The sequence below is a fragment of the Jeotgalibacillus sp. 10bf12 genome, from assembly GCF_055597105.1.
On sequence record NZ_CP200276.1, the window covers coordinates 1,464,025 to 1,491,002 of the forward strand.

Consider the following 26,978-nt stretch of genomic DNA (forward strand, 5'->3'; position numbering starts at 1 on the left):
CGTCACAGGAAAAGGTCCTTTCATTAGCTGCTTCTGCCAAGCAATACTGCTGCATAAAAGCCTGCAGCAAGTGTAATCATACAGATGATAATGTTACCTGCAGTCAGGGCAAGTCCCGGGTACACAACAAACAGTGAGCCGAATACAAGTCCGATGATAAATGCATACATCATCACCGGATAACGGTTCAGCATGTAGCGGATCAGTTTACTTGTGAAAATAAATCCGAATGCTACACCTGCTCCGATCAATGCAATGATAGGAAGGTTTAGATTACTTACAGCAGAAATTGCCGTGTTATAAACGCCTATGACAAGCAGCAGAAATGAACCGCTGATGCCAGGCAGCATCATTGCAGAGCTCGCAAGGATTCCGGCTCCAAAAAGCAGCGCCATATTCGGAGCCGTTAAGTTTGTAATCACTGCTCCTTCTTCAGAAGGATTTGAAAAACCGATAATCAGTACAATGACTGCCCCAACAACCAGCATCGCAATATGTTTCGCTTTAAAGTTTTCTTTCGCATTGGATTCCTTCAGCAAATAAGGCAGAATTCCGCCAATCAGACCGATAAAAAAGAAATAAGTAGGCTGCGGATGAACCTCTAGCAGCCATTCAATCAGGTTGCTGAGTGCAAGAATTGAAATGCCCATTCCGGCACCAAGTGTAATTAAAAATGGCAGGTGTTTTTTCCATTCTCTCGATGTAATACCGCTTAAAGCATTGATAAACTGATCATAAATGCCAAGCAGGACGGCAATCGTACCACCGCTGACGCCTGGGACAACATCACTTGCACCCATGGCCATGCCGCGGAATATATTTCTCCAATCAAACATACATACATGCTCCTTTTAGGTTGGTAAAATCAACAATATTCATTATACGGGAACAAAACGGTTTCGTCATGGCTGAAAAAAGGAAAGACATATAGAAAACGTTCACATTTTTAGGAGGTCTGGAGAATGCAGAAAGCAATGCTGATTTTAAACCCTTCTTCCGGTAAAGAAGAAGCGCTTGATCATAAGGAATCTGTACTTAAAGTACTGAAAGAAATGAACTATGACATTACGCTGAAAGAAACAGAAAAAGAAGATGACGCGACACGATTTGCTGAACAGGCATGCCAGGAGCGCTATGATCTCGTTGTATCAATGGGTGGGGATGGTACATTGAATGAAACCATCACAGGACTTGCAAAGCAGGAATACCAGCCAGCGCTTGGTATTGTACCACTTGGAACCGTTAATGACTTTGCGCGCGCGCTGAATATTTCAATGGATCCGGAAGAAGCGATCCAACAGCTGAAGACGGCTGAAACGAAGCGTGTGGATATCGGCCGGATCAATGACCGCTACTTTATGAATATTATTGCGCTCGGCGGGATCGCAGAAGCGACTTTCGGGGTGTCAGTTGAACAAAAAACAAAGCTTGGACCACTTGCCTATATGATAGAAGGATTTAAGACGATCCGTGAAAAGGAACCTTTTGAAGCTGACATTACATATGACGGTCAAAAATGGGAAGGCGATGCACTGTTATTTTTAATGGCACTGACAAACTCTGTCGGCGGGTTTGAAAAACTTGCACCGGATGCTGAAGTCAATGATGGCCATCTGCACTGCTTTATCATCAAGGATGTACCGCTTTATAAGCTGATCACGATCATGACTGCTTTACTGAAAGGTGAACTTGAAGAAGAAGAGAATGTAACGTATTTTAAAGCAAAAGAAGTACATGTGAATGCGGATAAGGATTTGATATCGAATGTTGACGGGGATGAAGGTGCGCACGTTCCTTTAACAGTAGAAGTGTTAAGCAGACATATTCCGATTATGTGCCCGTCAGACAATCAGAAAGAATAACAGGAGGCTAACAATGAATAAAGCAATGGTAACCGGTGGATCAAAAGGACTTGGAGCGGCAATTGTCAGCCATTTAATTGATCGTGACATTGAGGTGACTGATGTATCAAGGTCAGGTAACAGCATCTTGAAAGGTAATGATCTTTACCGCCATCAGCAGGTGGATATGACATCACTTTCTGAATCAATGAATTTCCTGAGATCCTGGACAGAAGAGCAGCGTGATTTGACGAAACTTTATCTGATTCAAAATGCAGGCACCGTTCAGCCGATGGAGACAGTCGGACATATGGACCCTTCAGCAATTGAAACAGCGATAGCCCTTAATTATACAGCGCCGGCAGCATGGGCAAACCTCGCTTTTAAATTGGCGGATGAAAGGGGATTTGAACTGATCATTGTGAACATCACATCAGGTGCAGCGGATAAACCAAATCACGGCTGGAGTGTATACGGCAGTACAAAGGCGGCACTTAATCTTTTCACTGAAACCGCCGCGCTCGAGCAGGGAGATCAGGGACATACCATTATTTCCTACAGCCCAAGCATTATGGATACAGGTATGCAGGAGGAAATCAGATCAACGGATGCCTCATCCTTTGCAGCAGTTCAAACCTTTCAGAAGTATAAGGAACAGGGGAAACTAAGGAAGCCTGAAGAAGTCGGCGGGGTACTTGTTAACATTTTACTCGATGAAAAGCTTGTGAACGGTAAGCTTTATCATGTGAATGATTATCTTCCGTCGACAAAGTGATATATTCCGTAAATGTTTTTTAATGGAAATGTAATGTGCTGTATACGTTTTCAAATACCGTCTTTGGGTAAAGATAGATATGTACAAAATCGATTTACCTAAAAGGAGATGACCACAATGAATTTTAAAAAATTTATGCAGGTTGGCGCAGCAGGTGTACTTAGTTTGGGTGTATTAGCAGCATGCGGTGATGACGGAGAAGAGATGGATCCGGCAGAGCCAGGCATGGAGGAAGAAGAAGCACCAATGGATGAAAATACGGATGATAACATGGAAGAGGATATGGAGGATACTGGCGATGATGCAGAAGAAGGCATGGATGACGCCGGTGACGAAATGGACGAAGAAACAGATGAAATGGAAGACGACATGGAAGAAGAAGACACTGAATAATATGATTAACCAGGCTGCACCTGTCCGCTGAGACCGGTGCAGTTTTTAGTTTCTCTTTCGTCAGGCGAAATACAATGATAAGCTGTAAGAAAAAGAAGGGGAATACATATCATGAAAACACTTTTATTAACGGGTTTTGAACCTTTTCTTCATTTTAAAAAAAATCCCACAATGGAGATCATTAAAGAATTTGATGGTCAGGTCATTGGAGATTGGAAGATCGCAGGACGAATCATGGAAGTGGATTTTAATAAATCAGGCGATCAGGTCATTGGTTATTATAAAAAAGTAGATCCGGACGCAGTGATCTCACTCGGGCTTGCAGGCGGGCGTACTCATATTACACCTGAGAGAATCGCGATTAATTGTAATAATGGTGAAAAAGACAACAGCGGGTATGTACCGGCTGGCGAAAAAATTGCTGAAGATGGACCGGATGGCATTTTCTCAACACTGCCGGTCAGCGATATGGTCGAGCGTCTGCACGAGAATGGTTTTCCTGCAAGTATTTCCAACTCTGCAGGCACCTATCTTTGCAACCACGTGATGTACAGAATGCTCCATCACCTGCAAAAAGAAGGAACCAGTATACCATCAGGCTTCATTCATATCCCTGCTTCACACGATATGGCAGTTGAATCAAGAAGACTCCCAAGCTGGTCACAGAGTGATTTGAACGCTGCGATCAGACTTTGTATTGAAGTGCTGTGAGGTTATCATTGTAAATGCTGTCTGATGATTGCAGCGAGAGAGGAATGCTTTCCTCGGACGAACGCTTTAATCATCAGCTTTGAAAGTATGATAATAGATTCTGACAAAACAATATTCACTTCAAGCTGACAGGTATGGAAAGTTAAGTGATAGTGTATTGCATCCTCAGCGCAGCGCAGTGAAACGAATTAAAAAAGCCGGAACAATATTGTCCCGGCTTTTCCCTATGCATTCTTAATCTTATTAATGCGCTGATCACACTTGTTCAGCGTTTTTTCGATTTCATCAAGAGATGCTACAAGCGCTTCACGGTCTCTCTGTCTCGCAGCAACCATTCTATCAATTGAATCTATCAGTGAAAGTACATGTTCTTTATTAAAAGAAGAATCTTTTTTCATAAAAAAGCCTCCATATGTTTGTTTATTTGGCTTTGTTAAAGTTGGCTGTTGATTGCAGCGAGAGGGGGACGCTTTCCGCGGCCGGGCTTTGAGCCAGCAGGCTTCGCCATAAGCCTCACACGTCCCTTCCTGCCGCAGGAGTCGCCCCCTTACGCTGCAATCACCAGCTGTGCAGAAATAACAATGACCTTTAACTAAGCTATTTATTAAATAGATACGGAGGCGTTTCTATTTAAAAGGGGGTATCAGGCGATTCTTTTTTGATGCATCACAATAGACAGCAAAATTGCCGGTGCGACTGCGATACTCATTCCGGTAAATGCGAGCCCGGCTTCAATGTCATAGAGAACGCCGCCAACCTGTGTCAGCACTGCTGCACTGAGTCCCATGCCAAGTGAAGCATATACACCTTGCGCAGTCGGGATCAGCTGTTTATCAACTGATCTGTACAGGTAGCGGATAAATGCGTAATGCGCCAGACCGAACGTCAGTGAATGGAACAGCTGTGTGATCAGGAAGATCCAGAGTGACGGGAAGAGACCGATCAATGCCCATCTGACTACAGCCGCAATGGATGCGATAAAAAACATAAATGCTGCAGGTCTGTTTTTGAAAAATTTATCTGCAACTGCAAAGAACACAATCTCAGATAAAACAGCAATATTTAAAATGAAACCTATGTAGGCTGTTGATACGTTCAATTCCTGAAGGTAAATAAAACCGTAATTATAGTAGGAAGCATGAGCGCCCTGAATCAGGACACAAATTGTGATTACAAGTACGAAGCCCGGTGTCTTAAATACAGCTGCATAACTGCCGCGCTTAGGGCTTACTTTTTCCTGAAGTGCATCAGGCGCATATTGAAAAGCGCCGGCGATCATCATGACTGAACCGACAACCATGACAGCAAAGATAGAAGATTCCGTCCAGATCGCTGCCACAAGCCCGACTACAATCAAACCAACTGTATAGCCGATTGAACCCCATGACCTGCTTCTGCCATAGTGGATATTGTCAGTCCGCATCAACAGTGAAGCATTGCTCTCCATCATTGGTAATATATTTGGATAAAATAAACTGAATAAAATCATCACGAGCATCAGTCCGGCAAAAGAATCAACAGGTATAAAAAGCATCAGAATAATCGTTGAAATCACCGGCAGTGCTTTCATTAAGAAGGCCAGTGAGAATCGCTTGCTGAGCTCTGGGAATAGAAATAATGTAGAGAATGACCGGGCAAATAATCCGGCTGCAATAATCGAACTGGCTGCAGCTACCGTCAGATCCTTCTCGAAAACGAGCCACCCTGTCCAGTACGGAAGGAAAATTCCCCATGTGAAGAAAAATGTAAAGAAATTAATCGAAAGCCAGGATTGTGCTTTCATCTGATCACGCTCCATTCGACAAATGAAAGTTTGCCATGAGCTAGTATAGCACAATTTAATGAAATATTAAGCCAAATAAAAACTGCCGGAAGCGAATATTCGCTTCCGGCAGCTGATCAATCTTATACAGCTTTAATGTCTAAATCAACATCAATATTTCCGCGTGTTGCCTTTGAATAAGGGCAGAAATCATGTGCTTTTTTCAGCAGTTCTTCAGCCTCATCCTGAGATACGCCGCTCACTTCAACTTCAAGCTTCACGGAAATTTTCACACCATCATCTTTTTCATCTTTGTTCAGGCTCACATGCGCAGTCGTAGTAGACTCTACTTTCTTACCTGCATTCTTCGCCATGAGATTAAATGCACCATCGAAGCATGCAGAATAGCCGGCTGCAAATAATTGCTCGGGATTTGATTTACCTTCCGGATCCTGACCGTCACCTGGCATTGCCAGATCAAGCTGGATTAAATCATCTGAAGATTTCACATGTCCATTTCTACCATTCTTAGCAGTTGCAGTACTTGTCAAAATTGCCATCAATCTCATCTCCATTTCATGTTTTAAAGAATTTTAACTACTCTTGTATGATTCACTTTTAAGTGTGTAATTAAACATTCTTTTAAAGTTGCAGGCTAAATATAGCATCTATATAAATGATTGAAATAGATGCTATTATTGAGCAAATATAGGTGAGCGGAGCGTAAGGCGGGCGACTCCTGCGGCAGGAAGGGCCTGGTGAGACCCCGCAGGTGCGCAGCGCTGAGGAGGCTCACCGGACCGGCCGCGGAAAGCGCCCGCCTGGAGCGCAGTGAACCGGCCCATATTAAATTCCAAACTTTTAAAGACATTTCCCGAATTACTACATAGTTCACTACTTTTTTGATAAACTGAAAGAATGTATAGAAACGCAATCAGAAAGGGACTTGAACAGCATGAGACTGGAAAATAACCAAAAAAAGAGAAGAACAAAATGGTGGGTCGCACTCGGCGCAACAGTCACAATTTTAGCTGGTGCTTCATTAGGTGCACTAAGTGCATATAACTGGTCTCCTGAAGAAACAATTGAAGGCCTGTTTGGCATATCAATTCAACAATCATTTACACAGAAAAATCATGAAGAACGCCTTATAGATGAAGATGTAAAAGAGATGTCAAGAGCAGAAAATGATGAGGAACCGTCAGCGCCAGAAGAAAGCGCTGATGACGGTGATACCGCATATCCTGATGAACCTGAAAGGACGCCTGAAACTGTGAATGAGCCTATTTATGTAAAAGGAGTACTGATCGCCAACAAACAATACCCTCTCCCGACAGATTATGCACCGGGAGAAGATCCGGCAGCACGTGCAGCCTATGATGAGATGCAGGCGGCTGCTGCAGAAGCAGGCCACAGCCTTGTAGCATTCAGTACATTCAGATCATATGATTATCAGACTGACCTCTATAACAGATATGTAGAGCAGCACGGTCAGGAAGAAGCAGACCGGTTCAGTGCAAGACCTGGTTACTCAGAACATCAGACAGGACTCGGTTTTGATATTGGTGCAGAGAATCAGGAGGAGCATTGGGCAAGCGATAGCTTTAAGGATACAGAAGAAGCCAAGTGGCTTGCAGAAAACGCCCATCAATTCGGATTTATCCTCCGCTATCCGGCAGGGAAAGAACATATTACAGGCTATCAGTATGAATCCTGGCACTTCCGCTACCTTGGTGAAGAACTTGCTACAAAAGTTTATGACAGTGGACTGACACTTGAAGAGTATCTGGGTATTTAAAATAGAATATTTCCTGGGAAATGAGAAAAAAGACTGAGAGGTGCTGGACTACCTTTCAGTCTTTTTTACTGCATTCATTTTTTCTTAGTTTCCCTAAACAATCTTTTCCGTTATACTACTATTCAGAAGAGTCAAATAATGGAGGATCTAAATGGGGAACAGGGTTTTAAAATTACTTATACAATGGGTGGCAGCATTTGTCGTATTAATGCTTCTACTATTGCTACCGAGAGACATGGAAATCGAGTCAGGCCCATCAGGGGAATTTGTAGCTGCACATTATCAATATTCTGTCAGCGCACACGTTGAGAGTGTGAAGGAATTTCTCGCACCGGTATTGAATGGGGAAGGACTAGGCAGTGACCGGTATAACAGATCATTTTTCGGTCACGCCTGGGAAATGATGCAGCGCAGCCTGTGGCTCATTATTCCTGCATTTTTTATCAGTATTTTAGCAGGTGTCGCAAAAGGGGTATTTGATTTCAGGACGCGTCATGGAAAGAGAAAAGTTGTGGGGCTTCAAACGACATGGCTTGGACTTTCTGTACCTGATCTTGTATTTATCGTATTTATTCAGATGACACTGATGTATTTGAACGTAAACGGCATTATCACAGGGTTGAGTCTATACAGCGCAGGGAATCCTGAAGCTGTCGTCATGAATGTGATTTACTTATCCGTTTTCCCTATGTTTTATTTAGCTAATGTGACGTTCCAGGCACTCAGTGACGAGAACGGGGCAGAGTATATCAGGACGGCCAGGGCAAAAGGGGTATCATCCTATAAGCTGCTTTACATACATATGCTCAGGAACGGACTGGCGAAAATCTTCGTCCACACAAATACGATTGTACTCTACTTATTATCAAATCTTTTTGTGATCGAGTATCTCACGCAATATAAAGGAGCTGCTTATTACTTTAAGGAATATGTGACTGTATCAACGAGAATTGTAGATGGACAGTCACTAGCTCTGAACGAAGGGGCAATTGCTGCATTTACTTTCTTTTTCACCGTACTGATTCTGCTTGCCGGGCTGGTCAGTCAGGTAGCAAGAGCGTTTCTGCTGCCTCATGAAAGAGGTGGTGAGGGATGAACAAACATTTAACCATCGGCAGTATGATGCTTTTAGTGTTATTAATTTTGACCTTTTTAGGGCCGCTACTACCTGTTGTAGATAACGGCATTACGCAGGAAGGCGCGCGTTACACAGAAGAAGGCATTGAAGTGCCGCCATTCCCGCCATCAGCTGAAGATCCACTCGGAAGTGACAGAGAAGGCAGGGATGTATTAAGCCTGATCGTTGCAGGGGCAAAGGAAACGTTTGTGGTGATATTAACGATCGTGATCATCCGTTTTATCATATCCGGCGTGCTTGGGATCGGCAGCTTTTATTCTCAGACCATCAGGGGATTTCTCTCGATCTGGAGCCAGCTGTTTTCGTTTATGCCCCCAATCTTTTTTGTCGTTTTCTTTTCAGGTTTGCCATTTGTGATCTTTTCAGAGAACCGTCAAGTCTGGCTGATTGTCATTATTGCAGCAGTCGAGGTAGGCAGAACAGGTGATATGATTAAAACATCCATGGATTACAGTGCGAAAAAGCCTTTCTTTGAGGCAGGAATTGTCGCGGGCTGCTCACAGTGGACATTGTTTAAAAGCTACTTCTGGCCGCAGCTGCGACTGACCATTGTGACCAATTTTATCAGTGATCTGGGAAGAACCCTTTTCCTGCTGGCTCAGTTTGCAGTGATTGGTGTATACCTACAGAACGCATTCTGGTCGATCCGGGGTGGCGGAGTAGAGACTGTAAATAATTCATTTATCTGGCCGTCACTTTTTATCAACATCCACCACGACGTATTCTCAGCAGAGTGGGTCGTTCTTTCAACTGTCACTGTGATTTCTTTTACAATGATTACTTTCTATCTATTGAGCAGTGGAATCAGATACTATTATCAGAAAAAATACCATCAATCCGATTAAAAGGAGTGTAATTGTAAATGAAACTGTTAATTTTAGGCGGAACAAAATTTCTTGGCAGACATATTGCAGAAAGTGCAGTGAATAAAGGACATGAGGTCACGCTATTTAACAGAGGGCAGACAAACACAAACCTGTTTCCTGACGCTGAAAAGCTGACAGGGGATCGTAATGGAGATCTGTCCACGCTTGAAAAAGGAAAATGGGATGCTGTGATTGATGTATCAGGTTATACGCCATCTCAGGTCAGAAAAACTGCAGACATGCTAAAAGGAAGAGTGGAGCAATATACGTTGATCTCCACCATTTCTGTCTACGAAGATTATGCAAACGGTCCAGCCGTTGAAGGTGTGACGAAACTTGCTGAACTCGAAGAAGAAACAGAGGAAGTGAACGGAGCTTCATATGGGCCGTTGAAGCAGCAAAGTGAAGAAGTTGTGAAAGAGCTGTACGGCGGCGATCATGCGCTGATCATCAGGCCGGGCTTGATTGTCGGGCCTCATGATCCGACAGACCGCTTTACTTATTGGGTATGGCGTGCGCAGCAGGGCGGTACTGCACTGGCGCCGGGGAGACCTGAGCGGAAAGTACAATGGATTGATGTCAGAGATTTAAGTGAATGGACGATTCATATGATTGAGAATCACGAATCTGGCACCTATAATGCGGCAGGCGGAGACCCGCTTCCGTCAATGGAGAAGTACCTGAACACTGCAAAAAAGGTTGCCAATGCTGATGTCACGTATCAGTGGGTGGATGATGAAGTGCTGACAAAACATGAAGCAGGTCCATTTGTCGAAGTGCCATTCTGGCTCCCAGTAACAGAACAATACCCGGATGGTTTTATACTTGCAGATGCTTCAAAAGCGGTTGATAAGGGGTTAACCTTCAGGCCACTTGAAGAAACAATCAGTGATACGCTGCTCTGGCTGAACGAGCGCAAGGAGCATGAATGGCAGGCAGGACTTTCCAAGGAACGGGAGCGAAATCTGCTGAACGAAAGTTAATTGATTTTTCTGAAAACGTGATATAATAGGGTTAAATATCTGCGGGGGTGGAGAAAATGAATCGTATTTCGCGGGCGGGGTATATCTTCACAGCTTTGCATACGTTGTTTTTCCTTAACCTGACCATTGACTTCATCATGTTTTATTAAAAAAAGAGCTGACTCCTTTAAACAGGGAATCAGCTCTTTTTCAATGTTGACTTTATTAAATTGGCGGACGAAAGCTCAGGCCAGGCAGAAACCCACTGCCTTCCGGGGTCTTTCACGATCGCTTTTCCGCAGGAGTCGTCCCTTTACGCTTCAATCACCAGCTGTGCAAAACTACAATTGGCTTTTTAAAAATAAATCGCAAATTACAGAATCGGTGACAGAAGCCTTGAAATCGACTCTTTAAACTTAATCAGAGTCGAACGCTGCTGATAAAGTTCAGGTGTCAGCTCTGTGCAGTCTTTCATATCCTCTTCAAAGACCATTGCGAGTGAAGTAGCTGTTTCCTGGTGATACAGGAATGCATTTACTTCAAAGTTCAGGCTGAAGCTGCGAAGGTCAATGTTGGCCGTTCCAACGGATGCTGCTTCATCATCAGTCACGAGTGTTTTTGCATGAATAAATCCTTTTTCATAAATATAAATACGTGCGCCTGCTTTCATCAGTTCGCCTACATGCGAATAAGTAGCCCAATACACAAACATATGATCAGGCTTATTTGGAATCATGATTCTTACATCGATTCCAGAGAGTGCTGCAACCTTCAGTGCATCAAGTAAGCTGACATCCGGGATAAAATATGGTGTCTGGATATAGACATACTTGTCAGCGTTATTGATCAGCTTCAGATAACCGGTTTTTATCTGTTCCCAATCTGAGTCGGGACCACTTGAGACAATTTGCATGGCCACGCCACCCTTTTGAGGAATCGGCGGAAAGTATACATCAGAATATTCGATATCATAGCGGTGTGATGCCTGATTCCAGTCCAGGATGAATCGTGTTTGAAGCGGGTGAAGGGCACTTCCTTCTATTCTTAAATGTGTATCACGCCAATAGCCGAACCGTGCGTCCAGCCCAAGATACTCATCCCCGATATTGAAGCCTCCAATATACCCCACACGCCCATCAATAATAGAGATTTTCCGGTGGTTCCGGTAATTTAGGCGCGGGTTAATGATCGGAACTTTTGACGGGAAGAAAGCTTCAACTTCACCACCGGCAGCGCGCAGCTCCCGGAAGTACCGTTTTGTCAGACCACGGGAACCCATGTCATCGTAAAGGACTCTGACCTTGACGCCCTGTTTCGCTTTTTTTACAAGCAGTTTGTATAGCTCACGCCCGAGGTTATCACGTCTCAGGATGTAAGTCTGGATGTGGATATGATCTTTCGCATGATCAATATCATCAAACAGCACTTTAAATTTTTCTCTGCCATCTACTAATATCTCTACCTGATTATCCTGTGTGAGGACAGCAGCATTGTTAACCAGCTGCATATAAATCAGGTCCTTCATTTTCTCGGTTTCCTCCGATTTAAATTGAAATTTCCGTTCATGAATCGCATCGATCTGATAACGGATCAGCTGTTCAATCCCAACACGCTTTCTGCCTTCCCAATTAAAAAGATGCTTTTTACGAAGACTGCGTCCAAATAGCAGATACAATGCGAACCCTGCTACAGGGATAAAGAACAGAACCATCAGCCATGCCCATGTTGCACTGGCATCTTTTCTTTCCAAAAAGATCAGGATCCCTGCAAAGACAAAGTTTAATATAAATACAAGTCCTACAAAAATTGAGATCCAGTCAAAGGAGTTAAAGTCCATATTCAGCCCCTGCCTATCTGTTAATTTCTTCTTTTATATATTATACGCATAATCAGACATAATCTCTAATAACGAATGACCGGGGATGAAAGTTTCACTTTACAGCAATTTTCTTATTTCACAATTTTTACAATTATTTGACTGATAGTTGCGTTAAAGTATTGAAATGTCTCTCAGTATAAGATACTTTTGTTATATAAGAAAAAGAGCATTCAGACTTTTTTTGTTGAATACCTTATAGGGGTATGTTAAAATAAGGTTGATAAGAATGCAGTGCAGGGAGGGAATGTGTTTGGAAGCTACTGAGCTGAACGAGCATACGCATTGTGGAAGTGAACGTAAAAGTCATCATTCAGAGGACATGAAGAAAAATCTTCAGACGCGTCTGAACCGGATCGAAGGACAAGTGCGCGGGATTAAAGGCATGATTGAAAAGGATACGTATTGCGATGATGTCATCACACAGATCGCAGCAACTCAGTCTGCACTGAACAGCGTATCGAAACTGCTTCTCGAAGGACACATGAAAAGCTGCATCGTGGACCGGATCCAGGAAGGTGACCTCGAGGTTGTTGATGAACTGCTTGTCACGATGAAAAGATTGATGAAAAAATAATCCATAATCAGGAGGAATACAGCATGTCTCAAGTAACATTGAATGTAGAAGGAATGTCATGTCAGCACTGCGTGAAAGCAGTCGAATCAAACGTTGGTGAAATGAGTGGCGTGGCCGCAGTAAAAGTTCACCTTGACCAGGGAACGGTAGATGTTGATTACCAGGAGTCATCAGTTACAGTTGATCAGATTAAAGACTTAATTGAAGACCAGGGGTATGATGTGAAATAACCGGACGTGCGCAGCCAATCTGCGCATTTTCTTAAGTGTTTAATATACCCCGTATAGGTATAAAAGGAGGTTCTGATATGGCTGAAAAAGAATTAAATATTACCGGCATGACATGTGCAGCCTGCTCTACGCGAGTTGAAAAAGGGTTGAACAGGATGGATGGTATGGAAAAAGCAAATGTCAACCTGGCACTCGAACGTGCAACGGTTTCCTATGATTCTGATAAGCTGACGCTCAATGAGATACAGGATAAAGTCTCAAGCCTCGGCTACGGCGTGTCGGTAAAAAAAGAGGAATTTGATATTACAGGCATGACATGCGCAGCTTGTTCTGCGCGCGTTGAAAAAGGACTGAACCGTCTAGAAGGCGTAAAGAGTGCAACGGTCAATCTTGCACTCGAACAGGCAACGGTTGAATACACAGAAGGCGTACTGTCTGTTGAGGATATTATTGGAAGAGTAGAGAAAATAGGCTATGGTGCAACCCGTAAAGAGGACCGCGCGCCTGAAGAGGATCACCGCCAGACAGAGATTAAGCGCCAGCAGAAACGGTTTTTATTTTCACTGATTTTTGCAGTGCCGCTGCTGTGGACGATGGTTGGACACTTTTCATTTACAGAGTGGATGTATGTACCGGATATCCTGATGAATCCATGGGTTCAGATGGCACTCGCGACACCGGTTCAGTTCATTGTAGGGGCCCCGTTTTATACAGGTGCATATAAAGCACTTCGTAACGGCAGTGCGAATATGGATGTGCTTGTGGCGCTCGGAACGTCGGCGGCATATTTCTACAGTGTGTACCTGGCGATTCAGAGTCTGTCGATGCCTGGACACATGATGGGGCTTTATTTTGAAACGAGTGCCGTATTAATTACACTGATCGTACTCGGAAAGCTGTTCGAAGCAAAAGCAAAAGGCAGATCATCTGAAGCGATTAAAAAGCTGATGGGTCTGCAGGCAAAAACGGCTTTTGTCATTCGTGAAGGGGAAGAAGTTGAAATTCCGCTCGAACAGGTCAAAGCAGGTGATCTGCTTGCTGTTCGTCCCGGTGAAAAAATTCCGGTGGACGGTATCATTCGTGAAGGTCAGTCTGCTGTAAACGAATCCATGATTACAGGTGAAAGTGTACCGGTTGATAAAACAGCAGGTGACGCGGTCATCGGGTCAACGATCAATCAGCAGGGATTTTTAAAAGTGGAAGCAGTAAAGGTAGGAAAAGATACTGCTCTCGCGCAGATTATCCGTGTTGTTGAGCAGGCTCAGGGCTCAAAGGCACCGATCCAGCGGCAGGCAGACCGCATCTCAGGCATTTTTGTGCCAATCGTCGTCGCGATCGCCATTGTCACATTTATCGTATGGATCACACTTGTGTCGCCTGGTGAAGTAGCACCGGCACTAGAAGCGACGATTTCAGTTCTTGTCATCGCCTGCCCATGCGCACTCGGTCTTGCAACACCTGTATCAATTATGGCCGGCTCAGGCCGTGCAGCTGAAGCGGGGATCCTGTTCAAAGGCGGAGAGCATCTTGAAGCAGCACAGGGTATTGATACTGTCGTACTTGATAAAACAGGTACAGTAACAAAAGGCGAACCTGTGTTAACAGATGTAGTTCCTTTCGCTGACTGGTCAGAAGAAGACCTGCTCACTTTTGCAGGGGCAGCAGAAGCCGGATCTGAACATCCACTGGCAAAGGCGATTGTTAACGGTGTGCGTGAGCGGTATATTTCAATGCCGGAAGCAACTGAGTTTGAGGCAGTTTCAGGATTTGGTATCCGTGCAACTGTAGACGGCAGAACAGTGCTTGCAGGAACAAGAAAACTGATACGTCAGGAAAATTTAGATGTGTCTGAAGTGGAAGCGATGATGCTTGAACTTGAAGATAAAGGGCGTACTGCCATGCTGATCGCAGTGGATGGTCAAATCGCCGGGATTGTGGCAGTCGCTGATACGATCAAAGAAACGTCAAAAGAAGCAGTAGCCCGCCTTAAGGAAATGGGTCTTAACGTGATCATGATGACTGGTGATAATGAGCGGACAGCGCGTGCAATTGCGCATGAAGCAGGTATTGATCAGGTCATTTCTGAAGTGCTGCCTGATGAAAAAGCGAATGAAGTGAACAAGCTTCAGCAGCAGGGGCATACCGTTGCGATGGTCGGTGATGGCATTAACGATGCACCGGCACTCGCAACCGCAGACACAGGGATGGCAATCGGAACGGGAACGGATGTTGCGATGGAAGCAGCAGATATCACACTGATCCGCGGAGACCTGAACAGCATTGCAGATGCCGTGATGATGAGCCGTAAAACGATGAAAAATATCCGCCAGAATCTGTTCTGGGCATTCGGATATAACACGCTTGGTATCCCAATTGCAGCAGTCGGACTGCTTGCCCCTTGGGTAGCAGGTGCTGCGATGGCATTCAGTTCCGTGTCTGTTGTATTAAATGCGCTGCGCCTGCAGAGAGTAAAATTGTAATTGATAAAAAGCCTTTCAGCATGATGTTTAGCTGAAAGGCTTTTTTGGTACCAAGTGAACGGGTTGAACACTGGATATGTGCTGGTTGAGTGCAGTGCCCGCCGGATTGAGTGACGTGCTCACTCGGTTGAGTGCAGTGCCCGCCGGGATTGAGTGACGTGCTCACTCGGTTGAGTGCAGTGCCCGCCGAATTGAGTGACGTGCTCACTCGATTGAGTGCAGTGCCCGCCGAATTGAGTGACGTGCTCACTCGATTGAGTGCAGTGCCCGCCGGATTGAGTGACGTGCTCACTCGATTGAGTGCAGTGCGCCCACGGTTGAGTGCTATGCCCTCCTGTTCTGACACATCAACGCTGTGAAATATCACTCAGTGTATCGCCGGCTTTATCATCTGACTGCGGATTTACAGCCAGGTCCCCAAGCGAGACAATCCCAACCACCTGACCATTTTCAATCACAGGCAGACGGCGCACCTGTGCAGATGCCATCAGATCAGCTGCATGTTCAGCAGCTGTTTCCGGTGTGACATGGATTAATTCATGGGTCATGACTTGATCCACTGTCTGATTTTTATGTTCAGCGACTCCGCGGATCACAATGTCCCTGTCAGTCAGCATGCCGGCTGGACTGCCATTTTCATCAAGTACCGGTAATACTCCGATATTATGTTCCTTCATCAATTCGGCTGCAGTTTCAACCGTATCATTTACGCGGCATGTATAAATCTCATTTGTCATCACTTCTCTGATATTCATTCGTTCCACCTCCAAATTTTGTACGCCATTATTATTTCCCCGAAATGAATGTTTATGCACAGGAGGTGTAATTTAGATAAATGTGTTGATTTCATTAATTTTTTTGATTTTTAAGGTTAATCTTTCTGCTCAGGTGGTATGATAATCGTAATGAAACTTATTTAGAAGAATAAGCTCGCAGATTAAAAATGTTGAAACTTTATGAAATGATTATTCGTATATTTAAACATACAGACTATATTGCGGGAGAGGTGCTCACACATGTCAAGAAACAGGGAAGGCATCAAGGAATTGATGACAAAAATGACTGAAGTAGGCGTTAAGATCACCACTACAAAATCACGTCTTGAAATACTTGAAGCTGTCAAGGAACCTCATCAGGTCTCAGGTACATGATCAGCTGAATGATGAAAGGTGCTCATTGACGGAGGACCTTTTTTTATTTGAGGATTTTTATCACAAATTGCGGGAATATACATAATAAATAAGTAAGGCAGAGGAGGTGCAAAAATGTTTCAAAAAGCAATGCTCATTTACAACGGTAATGCAGGGCAGCGGGATGCCGAGAAAATTCTGAGTCAGACAGCACCAATTCTGGCTTCAAAAATTCCTAAACTGTTTTTATATCAGACGCAAAAGCCGGGAGATGCAGAACATTTTTGCCGTCAGCACGGGGAAGAAGTGGAACTGGTTATTATCATGGGCGGGGATGGTACTGTCCATGAAGCAATCAACGGACTTGCGCCGCTTGATAAAAGACCGTGTCTTGCCATCCTGCCGGCCGGAACGTGTAACGATTTTGCTAGGTCGCTCGATATTCCATTGAATCTGAAGCAGGCTGCAGAGCTGATTGCTTTTAGCGGCATGGAAAAAGAGGTGGACCTTGTCGCAACAGACCATCGTTATTTCAGCAATTTCTGGGGAACCGGGCTGATTGCTGCTGCTTCTGAAAGTATAGATGATGAATCTAAAGGCATGTTCGGCCGCTTCAGCTATTATATGAGTGCGCTGAAAACCTTGTCAGAGCAGGATCGTTTCAATGTGAAACTTGAATTCGATGATCAGGTAATCGAAGAAGAAGCAGTGATGCTTTTATTCATGAATGGAAAATCAATCGGTGCAACTGAATTCCCGATGGACTCTATTCAGATGAACGATGGGCTGATCAATGTACTTGTCGTAAAAGAAGCCGGTTTTACGCTGTTGAAAGAAATCTTCACTGCCAAAACCTCAGTTGATTGGGAAGAGGATAAAAACACCATTACACAATTTAAAACATCGAGTTGCAGGGTAACGCTCAATACCACAAAAACCATTGACCTGGACGGAGAACATTATAAAGGTGACCACGACGAAATCACTGTACTTAAAAACCATATTTCAGTGATTGTACCGACACTTGAAGCAGAGTGAATCAGATTTAAATAAAAACGTGTTAAAAGCATTTGGCTTTTAACACGTTTTTTTAATCCTCATCTTCACTTGAAAACATATAAGTACGATGGTGGAATTTCATTGAGAACAATAGTCCAAGCGCAAAGAGTGTACCAATCAGCGAACTTCCCCCGTAACTGATCAGCGGCAGCGGAATACCTGTAATCGGCAGCAGCTGAATCGTCATCCCGATATTCTGGAATACGTGGAAGGTAATCATACTGATCACACCTGCACACACATACACATTGAACTGGCTCTTTGTCTCTAGCGCAACCTTCGTTAAATGGTAAATCAGCAGGAAAAATAAGCTGACCACAATACTTGCACCGATAAAGCCATATTCTTCACCAATGACGGCAAAAATAAAGTCAGTGTGGTTATCCGGCACATATACCTGACGATCCTGATACCCTTTACCAAAAATTTCTCCTGAGCCGATCGCACTCATCGCAGTCGTCAGCTGATAAGCATCCCCTGACGCATAGCTGTAGGGATCAAGCCACGAATAAATTCTCCGGAGCTGGTAGTCTTCAAAAAAGCGCTCCATTAAATCCCGTCTGAAGAGAACGAGGTAGATCGCCGCTGAAGCTACAACAGCTACGGATGAAAATGTCGGAAGCAACAGCTTCCATGTGATACCTGATACAAGGATAATCCCGACTGTAATCGCTACGAATACAAGCATCGTACCAAGATCGGGCTGTTCATTGATCAGAATGAGCGGGATTCCGGAGACCAGGCCGATTTTCGTAAGCAGCCACAAGTCACTTTTTAAATCTCTGTTCACAAAAGCTTCATTGTGGGAAGCAACGACCCTTGCCAGCACAATCACTGTAAAAGTCTTCATAAACTCAGAAGGCTGTAATGTCCCAATGACAGGGAAGTTATACCAGCTATAAGCACCGTTTCTGTAAGGAACAATACTTTCAGGGAGCACAAGCAGCCCTACTAACAGAACGATGCCAAATCCGTATAAAAACCAGGCCATTTTTCTATATTGATCCATGTCAAAATACATCATCATACCGATCAGTACGAACCCGGCTATATAGATCATACCCTGTCTGATTGCAAAGTTCGTGCCAACTGCAGCGTACTGTCCTGTAGTCTGGGCAGAAGAAATTGCCAGTACGCTTGCAATCATAAATAAAATCAACAGTGACGCAAGGGTCCAGTCAATTCTGTCTGAAAAGTGTTTATTTGTATTCAATCTATTCACCTGAATTCTAATTTTTCCTCTAATAAACAATGCTTTCAGCGTATCAGATTATTCACTGTTTCACAATTCACTAGAAGTCACAACGCTGTAATTTTAATCAAGACTTTTGTCACAGCTGTCACAATTACTAAACGAATAAGTATTAGGAAAAGTTTCTTTTTCTCCTTTTTCAAACTATTTGATACAATGGGAAAATAAGAGGTTATTGTGAGGGGATGATGACATGAAAAACCAGGGCTGGGTTTACCTTCACCTGAATACAGCTCAGGACTTTGTGATGTCCAGCGGTATTGATATGAAAGACTTTTATCATGCATTATCAGACAGAGTTCATCATCTGCTCCTTTTGAAGCATAAATTTGAGCAGTCTTCTTTCAATATGCACACGTATCTGGAATATGTGCATGAGCAGGAAGTTCAGGACCTGATCAAAGAAGACATCTCAGCATACGGAGAATTTTGCTGGATTGATTTTGAAGATGAAGCAGGTGTGGATGAAATGAGTGCCCAGGAGCTTGCAGAGCTTTTATATATGGGGCATATGAAATATCACCTGAACATGCCATTTTACAAAAAATTAAACAACCGGTTTGTTTACCTTTCAACAGAGGACGGAATGCTGAACCGTACATATTACAAGGACTGGACAGACTTCTTTCTAATGGTCGGCAAAGTGATTCCTGAAAAAATGGCGGGACGTAAAAATCCGAAACTGCTTCAATGGAAAAAAGAAAAACAGCTTTCGCCTATTCCAAAAGAAGTCGTTATGACGATCTCGCATCTTCTGAGAGAAGGGGTTGTCATTTCATTTCAGCATGGCGTCATTAATAAAGGGAAAATTGAAGTCCCGGTCTGGGTAGCCGGTGATTACGCAAACATGGATGACCTGCAGGAAGATATGCAGAAAAAATATAAGAGAGAACCGTCAGCCGTGTTTTCCTATGACAGGAAGACAAAGGAATGGTCAGCGGCAATCTGAACACACAGGCACTTGCAGCAGGCAGGTGCTTATTTTAATAATAGAGGAAGTTTGTAATGCACCTAACAGATAAATTAAGGATAAAAGAATATAGTAGAGCCCGGGCGAAGATTCGGCTTGGATTTGATAGGTGACAAACATTGAAAGAACAGGGTGATGATTGATATGAAAAAAAGTACTATCTTTTTAGCCGGGTTGCTCCTTGCCGGCTGCAGTTCGCAGGAAGCCGGACAGGAAGATCTTAATCTCTCGGATTCATCATGGGAAGAGATTACTGATACCGCAGCAGGAGAAACAGTGCGCCTTTATATGTGGGGCGGCGACTCAGGTATTAACAGCTACATAGATGAATATGCGATTCCGGCATTACAGGAGGAATATGACGTCACGCTTGAGCGGATCCCACTTGATACGAATGAAATTATTCAGAAGCTTGAAACGGAAAAAAGAGCGGATCAGGATGAGGGTACGATTGACCTGATCTGGATGAATGGAGAAAATTTTAAGCGTGCAAAAGAAGGCGAACTTCTTTTCGGACCGTTTGTTGACGAACTTCCCTCCTATCAGGATTATTATCAGCCGGGAGATTATGAATTTGATTTCGGTACAGCAACGGAAGGATACGAGGCACCGTGGGGAAAGGTACAGTTTGTCTTTAACTATGACACGGCCAAAATAGACAATCCGCCTTCATCTTTAGATGAGCTGAAAGCCTGGATCAATGAGAATCCTGGAAGATTTACGTATCCGGAAGCAAGTGACTTTACCGGGAATGCATTTATCAGACACGTGATGCTTGGGGAAGCGGTTAAACCGGAAGCATTACTCGGCGAGCCATACGCACCACTTGAAGAAAGTCAGGCAGCTGCGATGTGGAATTACTTAAATGAGATTGAGCCTGACCTGTGGAGGGGTGGAGAAACGTACCCCGCTTCACTGGAGGAACTGGATCGTCTCTACAGTCAGGGAGAAGTATGGATGACAATGGGCTATAACGAGGCGCGTGCAGAATCACTTGTCCGTGACGGCGTGTTCCCTGAGACGACTGAATCATTTGTGCTGGAAGATCCGGGTTCAATCGGGAATACGCATTTCCTGTCAATTCCTTATAATAGTCCAAATAAAGAAGCTGCAATGGCTGCGATTGATTTCTTTCTTAGTCCGGAAGCTCAGCTTGAAAAACTCCAGCCTGACTATTGGGGTGAGAGCTCGCCCATTGATATTGCCAGCCTGAGTGAGGAAGAGCGGGCAGGCTTTGAGGAGCTGGACCGTGGGAAAACTGTGCTTGATGCTGAAATACTGTCAGAATCATATATACCTGAAATCGATGCAGAGTATGTAGAGTGGATTGAATCGGAGTGGCGCAATGAAGTGGCGGCAGACTAACCGGCTTCTCCTGTTGCTTCTCCCTGCCTGTGTTTTTCTGCTGCTGGCAGGAGGGAGTCTGATTCTCGCATTTATGGAAAGTGTAAGAGGAGAAAATGGCTTCTCCTGGACCTATTACAGTTCGCTTTTTGACAGACGGGAGCTTGTTGACAGCCTGCTCTACAGTATCTTCATCACATTAAGCTCAACGCTTGTCTCACTTGTTGCAGGCTGGCTGATTGTCAGAAGCTTTTATCAGTTGATTGATGGCAATGGAAAGTGGATGGTGTGGATGCCAATGCTGTTCCCGCATTTTGTGTGGGGATATTTTGTGCTGCTTTTACTCGGCCAAAGTGGATTGGTTTCAACATTTCTTGTGCAGACAGGTTTGCTTGAAGACAGAACACTTTTTCCGATTCTTGTGCAGGATCAGTCAGGTATCGGAATTTTCATTACCTATGTATGGAAAGAGATACCTTTTGTGATTTTAATGCTTCTTCCTGTATATCTGCAGCTGCCAAAGCAGTTCAGGGAAGTCAATGCAGTACTTGGCGGAAGCGATGCTGACTGGTTTAAAACAGTTGAATGGCCGTGGGTTAAGCCTGTGATGTTTGAGACAGCGCTGATCATCAGTGCTTTTGTCTTCACGGCCTATGAAGTGCCAGGGCTGCTTGGTGTATCCTATCCACAGATGACACCGGTGCTCGCATATCAGTGGTTTTACAGTGCCGCGCAGGATGAGCGCACAATGGCGTTTGCCTTATTAATGTTTGTCGCGCTGATTTTTGGAACGATTGCACTCGCAGGCTTTGCACTTATGAATAAAAGAAGGATGCTGCTGTCAAAAAGCAGTCATCGTTACTAGGAGGGACTATGAAAAAGAAACTTTTTTATCTCAGCTGTCTGATCTTTTTTATCGTCCCTGTCCTTATCATGCTGATTAAAAGTGTCACAACACCCTGGCGGTCAGGCATCGCACTGGACTGGACACTGAGAGGCTGGGAAGTCGTTTTTCAGGACAGCAGAGTCATTGAATCGATGTGGACTACGCTTTTCATTGCACTTGCTGTCGCACTGATTAATCTGCTTGCAGGCGTGCCGATTGCAAAAGCGTTATCCCACCGCTCATTCCCATTAAAAAACACACTTGAAGCAATGCTGCTTCTCCCGTTATTTCTGCCGATTATGGCAGCAGCGATGGGCCTACATATCACAATGATCCGCATGGGTCTGGCGAATACGTGGATGGGTGTCACCATTGTCCACCTCGTTCCAACAATTCCTTATACGATCAAAGTATTAAAAGCAGGCTATGACCGTATTCCCCAGGATATGCTGAATCAGGGCAGGATGCTGAAAGCTGGTGCATGGCACACATTTCGTACCATCGAACTGCCGCTGTTGATCCCAAGTATCAGGAGTTCGATTTTTCTTGCAGTGACAATCAGTGCAGGGCAGTACGTTCTCACTGCGATCATTGGTGGCGGCAGCGTACTGACGATGCCGATCATCTATTATCCATTTCTTCAGTCAGCTGATGACACGGTCATGGCTGCATTTTCAATTGCATTTGTACTCATTCCGGCAGCTGCGATCATCATTGCAGAAGCAGCCGCCATGCTCGTTGCAGGAAGATTATTTATGAAAAGGAGGAGCGTATTGTGAGTCTCCCCTATCTACAGGTGAAAAATGTGTCAAAAACATTTGATGAAAACAGGATATTTACAGAACTTTCTTTTTCTCTTAAAAAAGGAGAGATCCTCTCGTTGGCAGGTCCATCCGGAACCGGAAAATCTACACTTCTCCGCTGCATTGCAGGGCTTGATTATTTTTCACATGGAGAAGTGATGATCGAAGGGGCTGACCTGTTAAATAAACCGGTTAAGCACCGGCCAGTCGGCATGGTCTTTCAGCAGGCGTTACTGTTTCCACATATGACACTGCTTGAAAATGTCGCGTACGGTAAAAAGATAACAGACGGAAAAAAACAAGCGTACGAGATGGCGCGCGATTATTTAAAAGAAGTGGGACTTGATCAGCAGATCAATCAGTATCCGCATGAACTATCCGGCGGTCAGCAGCAGCGGGCAGCACTTGTCCGTGCCATGCTATTAAAACCGAAGCTGCTGCTTCTTGATGAACCATTTTCGAGTCTGGACCCGGGACTCAGGAAAGATTTAAGAGAGTGGGTAAGGGCATTTTTGAAAAAAGAAGATATGACCTCAATCTTTGTGACGCATGATAAAGAAGAGGCGATGCTGCTTGGCGACAGGACGGCAGTGATGGCAGAGGGGCGTATCCAGCAGATCGGCCACCCTGAGGAGCTGTACCATTCACCGCAAAATGCCCTCGTCGCCTCACTTTATTCAGATGTGATTGTTCTTGACAAAACACGCTTTTGTCCCGCTGAGAAGGCAAGGTGGTCTTCAGAAAAAACAGCGGATGGGGAATGGTTTGCGGCAGAATGGGTAAATGAAACATACCACTTCGGCCGTAGATATGCCCATGTCTTGCTGGATGGCGGCGGGCGTATAACAATTCCGGCCGGAGAACAACATTCAGCTTTAAAGGGATATGTCATCATACCGGAAGACGAGATCAGATTTTTTAATGCACAATAACGTTCCATAGAGAGGGGGTAGATGATGAAAAGGAAAACAGTTATAGCGGCAGTGAGCGCGGTAGTCATCGCGATCTTCCTGTACTGGTTCAACAGGACCTATCTGGATGTGTCGCCCACAGATATTCAGCAGTGGATCCAGTCTATCGGCTGGTGGGGACCAATGCTGTTCATGACCATTTATGCTTTCAGACCGCTTATATTGTTTCCTGCCTCAATCCTCTCTATTGCAGGCGGTCTTGCTTTTGGGGCGATTTTCGGGTTTATTTATGTCATGATTGGTGCGGTCCTCAGTGCCATTGTTGCCTATTTAATTGCCCGCAGATTCAACCATACTTTTATAAAAAAGATCCAGGATCCCCGCGTACAGCTGGTGACAGCCAAAATGGAGGAGAAAGGGTTTTTATATGTACTGCTGTTAAGGCTCGCTCCGTTATTAAACTTTGATCTGGTCAGTTATTCTGCCGGACTTGCAAATGTGAAGCTTAAAGCTTTTACGCTTGCGACAATCATCGGTATTATTCCCGGTACGTTTGGCTACATCTTTTTAGGGTCAAGCTTAGCAGAAGGAGACATCAGAGTCATTCTGCTTGGTCTGGCATTTTTTGCTGTAGTTATCACAGTTCCAATCATCTACAGAAAGAAGATGGCTGTCTGGCTGGGACTTCAAACTAAAGATAAAGAGGAGTAGGGGGTGTAGACACTGCTGGATACATATGGAAGAAAATATGCAGAGCCTGCCATCCGTAAAACAGCAGACCGCTTCCTGACATTTGGCTGGACGGCCAATCAGGTAACCATCGGTGCATTTATCATCGGATCGACTTCAGGTCTCATTTATTATCTCGGCTTTCCGGTGATCGCAGTCATCGTCCTATGGCTATCCGGCTTTCTGGATGCGGTCGACGGCTCAATGGCCCGCGCCACAAAAACGTCTCCATTCGGCACAGTCATGGACGTCACCTTTGACCGCATCGTAGAAATCAGTGTCATTCTTGGCGTTGCATTTCTCTATCCGGACATCATGTGGGCTGCACTGCTATTAATGGCATCAATCGTAGTTTCAATGACGATCTTCCTCACAGTAGGGAACGTATCTGAAAATAACGGAGTCAAGTCATTCCGCTACCAGGCAGGGCTTGCTGAGCGGACTGAAGGCTTCATTTTCCTGAGCGTCATGATGCTTGCACCATCCATCGTCTTATGGACCACGCTCGCTTTTTTCGCAGTGGAGCTATATACAGCAGGTCAGCGGTTTATGGAAGCGAAGAGATTATTGGGTTGAGTGGAACTGGAATTGAGAGCAACTGACATAGTTGCTAAGATACAAATTAAATATATGTTTATTTCATATAGAAGACATTTAACTTTTTGCACAGATGGAGATCACCAGCCCGCTGCCAAAAATAAAAACACTCGCACCACCGGTTTTCCGGAAGCTGCGAGTGTTTTTCTATGCGAGCTGCTGATCAGCAAACTCTCTATAAAGCGGATGCGTCTGGATCAGCTGATGATGCGTGCCAATCCCTGTGATCCGTCCTTTTTCAATAAAAATAATTTTGTCTGCATCCACAATGGTCGACAGTCTATGCGCAATAATAAACGTCGTCCTTCCCTGCATCAGTCTGCTCAGCGCCTGCTGGACAATCGCTTCAGACTGACTGTCAAGACTCGCAGTCGCTTCATCCATCATCAGAATTTTAGGATCTCTCAGGAACGCTCTGGCAATCGCAATCCGCTGACGCTGTCCACCTGAAAGCTTCACGCCGCGCTCGCCGACCTGTGTATCGAGTCCCTCAGGAAACTCCCTGATAAATGGTTCTGCATAAGCCATCGCCGCTACTTCCCATAGCCTGTCATCACTGATTGAATCAGCGGCATCCAGGCCATATGTTAAGTTATCACGGATTGTACCGGCCATCATTGGGCTGTCCTGCGAAACGTATCCGATCTGACTTCTCCATGCATTCATTGAGAGCTCCGTAATCGGTGTCCCGCCGATAAAGATGCCGCCTTTTGCAGGTTCGTAAAAACGCTCCAGCAGACCGAACATTGTGGACTTTCCGCCACCACTTGGCCCTGCAAAAGCAACCATTTCACCAGGCGAAGCGTCAAACGATACATTTGAAATGATGGGCTCACCTGTTTCATAGGAAAATGATACATTCCTTACATGGACCGGCAATCCGCTGATATCGATGTCATCGCCTGTTCTGCCGTCCTCCGGTGTAAGGTCAATAATCCCGATAATCCGCTCTGTCGCACCTTTTGCTTTTTGCAGCTGCGTAAAAAACATCGCAAATGACGTAATCGGAAAGACAATCTGAAACAGATATAGCAGGAAAGCAACAAGTGACCCTGTCGTCATGGATCCTTCCGCAACCCGGATGCCGCCATATCCGATAATGACAACAATGACAGCCATCATCACCAGATAAATCAATGGTCCGATAATCGCAAAAATCCTCATCTCTTTTAAGCCGAACATTAACAGGTTTTTAATGCCTCCCTTTCCTTTAGCAGCTTCAAATGTCTCAGCGTTGGAGGCTTTCATCAATCTGATCTCACTTAACGTCTGCTGGATCTTTCCTGTAAAATCAGCCGTTTCATCCTGCAGTCCGCGTGAAATCTTAGACATCTGTCTGCCGAGTGGAATCATAATCCCAACCGTGACAGGAACAGATATCAGCATCAGAAGCGTCATCCGCCAGTCCATCACTAAAAGAATAATGACTGCACCAAAAATCGTAATAATACCAGTGATAAACTGAGGGAAGTGCTGGGAAATCAGATCCTTTACAATCCCAGTATCATTTACCACGCGGCTCACAGACTCACCGCTTGCCTTCTGATCATAGTAGCTGACAGGCAGACGGATCATCTTCTCCCACATCTGTTCACGCAGCCTTGCCACAACAACCTGGCCCGTATAACCGAGCAGATAAGTCGAGCCGCCATCAATCAGCGCCTGAACAATAAAGACGATCGCAATCGCTGCGACGAGCCATTCGCTGATAGAAACTGAAAAGCCATCAACCAGTTCGCGTGTTAATAACGGAATCGTCAGTCCAACAAGGGTCGTCAAAATACTCCCGACCAGGCCGAGCGTCAAAGCAAGCTTAGGAATTTTAGTTGATAAAATTAATTGAATAAAAGGTTTTATACCTGCATCATTCTGTGTCATAAAAGACTCC

At 44.6% G+C, this 26,978-nt stretch carries 28 protein-coding genes; 20 read left to right on the forward strand and 8 right to left on the reverse strand.

The features are described from left to right. Nucleotides 1-23: 23 nt before the first annotated feature. A complete protein-coding gene (locus DH10bf12_RS07675) occupies nucleotides 24-836 on the reverse strand; it encodes a DUF368 domain-containing protein (RefSeq protein WP_471737925.1) in 813 nt (270 codons plus the stop codon). Nucleotides 837-962: 126 nt separating this feature from the next. Here DH10bf12_RS07675 and DH10bf12_RS07680 point away from each other — a divergent pair, with 126 nt between their 5' ends. The 4 genes from DH10bf12_RS07680 (at nucleotide 963) to DH10bf12_RS07695 (ending at nucleotide 3,720) form a co-directional block, all read left to right on the forward strand. Continuing rightward, on the forward strand, nucleotides 963-1,862 hold the full coding sequence (locus DH10bf12_RS07680) for a diacylglycerol/lipid kinase family protein (protein ID WP_471737926.1): 900 nt from the start codon (nucleotides 963-965) through the stop codon (nucleotides 1,860-1,862). A 13-nt stretch (nucleotides 1,863-1,875) separates the two neighbouring features. Beyond that, on the forward strand, nucleotides 1,876-2,616 hold the full coding sequence (locus tag DH10bf12_RS07685; RefSeq protein ID WP_471737927.1) for an SDR family NAD(P)-dependent oxidoreductase: 741 nt from the start codon (nucleotides 1,876-1,878) through the stop codon (nucleotides 2,614-2,616). Between the two features lie 117 nt (nucleotides 2,617-2,733). After that, entirely contained in the window at nucleotides 2,734-3,009 is a 276-nt protein-coding gene (locus DH10bf12_RS07690) for a DNA primase (RefSeq protein WP_471737928.1), read from the forward strand. Nucleotides 3,010-3,120: 111 nt separating this feature from the next. After that, the gene (locus DH10bf12_RS07695) at nucleotides 3,121-3,720 is read left to right on the forward strand and encodes a pyroglutamyl-peptidase I (RefSeq protein ID WP_471737929.1); all 600 of its coding nucleotides are present in this window, start codon (nucleotides 3,121-3,123) and stop codon (nucleotides 3,718-3,720) included. Between the two features lie 224 nt (nucleotides 3,721-3,944). Here DH10bf12_RS07695 and DH10bf12_RS07700 read toward each other — a convergent pair whose 3' ends face one another. The 3 genes from DH10bf12_RS07700 to DH10bf12_RS07710 form a co-directional block, all read right to left on the reverse strand. Beyond that, on the reverse strand, nucleotides 3,945-4,118 hold the full coding sequence (locus tag DH10bf12_RS07700; protein ID WP_471737930.1) for a hypothetical protein: 174 nt from the start codon (nucleotides 4,116-4,118) through the stop codon (nucleotides 3,945-3,947). Between the two features lie 245 nt (nucleotides 4,119-4,363). Further along, nucleotides 4,364-5,503, reverse strand: a complete 1,140-nt coding sequence (locus tag DH10bf12_RS07705) for an MFS transporter (protein WP_471737931.1) — start codon at nucleotides 5,501-5,503, stop codon at nucleotides 4,364-4,366. Between the two features lie 122 nt (nucleotides 5,504-5,625). Continuing rightward, a complete protein-coding gene (locus tag DH10bf12_RS07710) occupies nucleotides 5,626-6,042 on the reverse strand; it encodes an organic hydroperoxide resistance protein (RefSeq protein WP_471737932.1) in 417 nt (138 codons plus the stop codon). Between the two features lie 395 nt (nucleotides 6,043-6,437). On the opposite strand from DH10bf12_RS07710, the gene DH10bf12_RS07715 reads away from it, so the two are divergent. The 4 genes from DH10bf12_RS07715 (at nucleotide 6,438) to DH10bf12_RS07730 (ending at nucleotide 10,267) form a co-directional block, all read left to right on the forward strand. Then, on the forward strand, nucleotides 6,438-7,280 hold the full coding sequence (locus DH10bf12_RS07715) for a M15 family metallopeptidase (protein WP_471737933.1): 843 nt from the start codon (nucleotides 6,438-6,440) through the stop codon (nucleotides 7,278-7,280). 151 nt (nucleotides 7,281-7,431) lie between these two features. Beyond that, nucleotides 7,432-8,376 carry an ABC transporter permease subunit gene (locus DH10bf12_RS07720; protein ID WP_471737934.1) on the forward strand — a complete coding sequence of 315 codons (945 nt, stop codon included), beginning with the start codon at nucleotides 7,432-7,434 and terminating at the stop codon, nucleotides 8,374-8,376. Beyond that, nucleotides 8,373-9,263: an ABC transporter permease subunit gene (locus tag DH10bf12_RS07725; RefSeq protein WP_471737935.1), complete on the forward strand. Its 891-nt coding sequence runs from the start codon at nucleotides 8,373-8,375 to the stop codon at nucleotides 9,261-9,263. Before DH10bf12_RS07720 ends, DH10bf12_RS07725 begins: the two co-directional genes overlap by 4 nt. Before the next feature lie 17 nt (nucleotides 9,264-9,280). Next, nucleotides 9,281-10,267, forward strand: coding sequence for an NAD-dependent epimerase/dehydratase family protein (locus DH10bf12_RS07730; RefSeq protein ID WP_471737936.1), 987 nt, complete (start codon nucleotides 9,281-9,283; stop codon nucleotides 10,265-10,267). 352 nt (nucleotides 10,268-10,619) lie between these two features. On the opposite strand, the gene cls is transcribed toward DH10bf12_RS07730, so the two are convergent. After that, a complete protein-coding gene (cls, locus tag DH10bf12_RS07735) occupies nucleotides 10,620-12,083 on the reverse strand; it encodes a cardiolipin synthase (RefSeq protein ID WP_471737937.1) in 1,464 nt (487 codons plus the stop codon). A gap of 292 nt (nucleotides 12,084-12,375) precedes the next feature. Here cls and DH10bf12_RS07740 point away from each other — a divergent pair, with 292 nt between their 5' ends. The 3 genes from DH10bf12_RS07740 to DH10bf12_RS07750 all read left to right on the forward strand — a co-directional run bounded on the left by DH10bf12_RS07740 (nucleotide 12,376) and on the right by DH10bf12_RS07750 (nucleotide 15,409). Next, the gene (locus DH10bf12_RS07740; RefSeq protein ID WP_374097970.1) at nucleotides 12,376-12,699 is read left to right on the forward strand and encodes a metal-sensitive transcriptional regulator; all 324 of its coding nucleotides are present in this window, start codon (nucleotides 12,376-12,378) and stop codon (nucleotides 12,697-12,699) included. Between the two features lie 23 nt (nucleotides 12,700-12,722). Next, entirely contained in the window at nucleotides 12,723-12,929 is a 207-nt protein-coding gene (gene copZ / locus DH10bf12_RS07745; RefSeq protein WP_471737938.1) for a copper chaperone CopZ, read from the forward strand. A gap of 77 nt (nucleotides 12,930-13,006) precedes the next feature. Next, on the forward strand, nucleotides 13,007-15,409 hold the full coding sequence (locus tag DH10bf12_RS07750) for a heavy metal translocating P-type ATPase (RefSeq protein WP_471737939.1): 2,403 nt from the start codon (nucleotides 13,007-13,009) through the stop codon (nucleotides 15,407-15,409). A gap of 347 nt (nucleotides 15,410-15,756) precedes the next feature. Here the strand turns inward: DH10bf12_RS07750 and DH10bf12_RS07755 are convergent, their stop codons facing one another. Continuing rightward, nucleotides 15,757-16,164 (reverse strand): CBS domain-containing protein, encoded by a 408-nt coding sequence (locus tag DH10bf12_RS07755; RefSeq protein ID WP_471737940.1) that lies wholly within the window; start codon nucleotides 16,162-16,164, stop codon nucleotides 15,757-15,759. Between the two features lie 261 nt (nucleotides 16,165-16,425). On the opposite strand from DH10bf12_RS07755, the gene DH10bf12_RS07760 reads away from it, so the two are divergent. Next, the gene (locus tag DH10bf12_RS07760) at nucleotides 16,426-16,560 is read left to right on the forward strand and encodes an Lmo0850 family protein (protein ID WP_248782141.1); all 135 of its coding nucleotides are present in this window, start codon (nucleotides 16,426-16,428) and stop codon (nucleotides 16,558-16,560) included. Between the two features lie 114 nt (nucleotides 16,561-16,674). Continuing rightward, nucleotides 16,675-17,577 (forward strand): diacylglycerol/lipid kinase family protein, encoded by a 903-nt coding sequence (locus DH10bf12_RS07765; protein ID WP_471737941.1) that lies wholly within the window; start codon nucleotides 16,675-16,677, stop codon nucleotides 17,575-17,577. Nucleotides 17,578-17,629: 52 nt separating this feature from the next. Here the strand turns inward: DH10bf12_RS07765 and DH10bf12_RS07770 are convergent, their stop codons facing one another. Continuing rightward, a complete protein-coding gene (locus DH10bf12_RS07770) occupies nucleotides 17,630-18,811 on the reverse strand; it encodes an FtsW/RodA/SpoVE family cell cycle protein (RefSeq protein WP_471737942.1) in 1,182 nt (393 codons plus the stop codon). 232 nt (nucleotides 18,812-19,043) lie between these two features. On the opposite strand from DH10bf12_RS07770, the gene DH10bf12_RS07775 reads away from it, so the two are divergent. The 7 genes from DH10bf12_RS07775 (at nucleotide 19,044) to DH10bf12_RS07805 (ending at nucleotide 25,069) form a co-directional block, all read left to right on the forward strand. Continuing rightward, nucleotides 19,044-19,799, forward strand: coding sequence for a hypothetical protein (locus tag DH10bf12_RS07775; RefSeq protein WP_471737943.1), 756 nt, complete (start codon nucleotides 19,044-19,046; stop codon nucleotides 19,797-19,799). Nucleotides 19,800-19,964: 165 nt separating this feature from the next. Continuing rightward, complete coding sequence (locus tag DH10bf12_RS07780; protein WP_471737944.1) at nucleotides 19,965-21,185, forward strand: ABC transporter substrate-binding protein; 1,221 nt, start codon at nucleotides 19,965-19,967, stop codon at nucleotides 21,183-21,185. Further along, a complete protein-coding gene (locus DH10bf12_RS07785) occupies nucleotides 21,166-22,029 on the forward strand; it encodes an ABC transporter permease family protein (protein WP_471737945.1) in 864 nt (287 codons plus the stop codon). Before DH10bf12_RS07780 ends, DH10bf12_RS07785 begins: the two co-directional genes overlap by 20 nt. Before the next feature lie 8 nt (nucleotides 22,030-22,037). Next, on the forward strand, nucleotides 22,038-22,829 hold the full coding sequence (locus DH10bf12_RS07790; protein WP_471737946.1) for an ABC transporter permease: 792 nt from the start codon (nucleotides 22,038-22,040) through the stop codon (nucleotides 22,827-22,829). Continuing rightward, nucleotides 22,826-23,785 carry an ABC transporter ATP-binding protein gene (locus DH10bf12_RS07795; RefSeq protein ID WP_471737947.1) on the forward strand — a complete coding sequence of 320 codons (960 nt, stop codon included), beginning with the start codon at nucleotides 22,826-22,828 and terminating at the stop codon, nucleotides 23,783-23,785. Before DH10bf12_RS07790 ends, DH10bf12_RS07795 begins: the two co-directional genes overlap by 4 nt. 24 nt (nucleotides 23,786-23,809) lie before the next feature. After that, nucleotides 23,810-24,475 carry a TVP38/TMEM64 family protein gene (locus tag DH10bf12_RS07800; protein ID WP_471737948.1) on the forward strand — a complete coding sequence of 222 codons (666 nt, stop codon included), beginning with the start codon at nucleotides 23,810-23,812 and terminating at the stop codon, nucleotides 24,473-24,475. Between the two features lie 75 nt (nucleotides 24,476-24,550). Beyond that, on the forward strand, nucleotides 24,551-25,069 hold the full coding sequence (locus DH10bf12_RS07805; protein WP_471738208.1) for a CDP-alcohol phosphatidyltransferase family protein: 519 nt from the start codon (nucleotides 24,551-24,553) through the stop codon (nucleotides 25,067-25,069). A gap of 168 nt (nucleotides 25,070-25,237) precedes the next feature. On the opposite strand, the gene DH10bf12_RS07810 is transcribed toward DH10bf12_RS07805, so the two are convergent. After that, on the reverse strand, nucleotides 25,238-26,968 hold the full coding sequence (locus DH10bf12_RS07810; protein WP_471737949.1) for an ABC transporter ATP-binding protein: 1,731 nt from the start codon (nucleotides 26,966-26,968) through the stop codon (nucleotides 25,238-25,240). Between the last annotated feature and the right edge of the window lie 10 nt (nucleotides 26,969-26,978).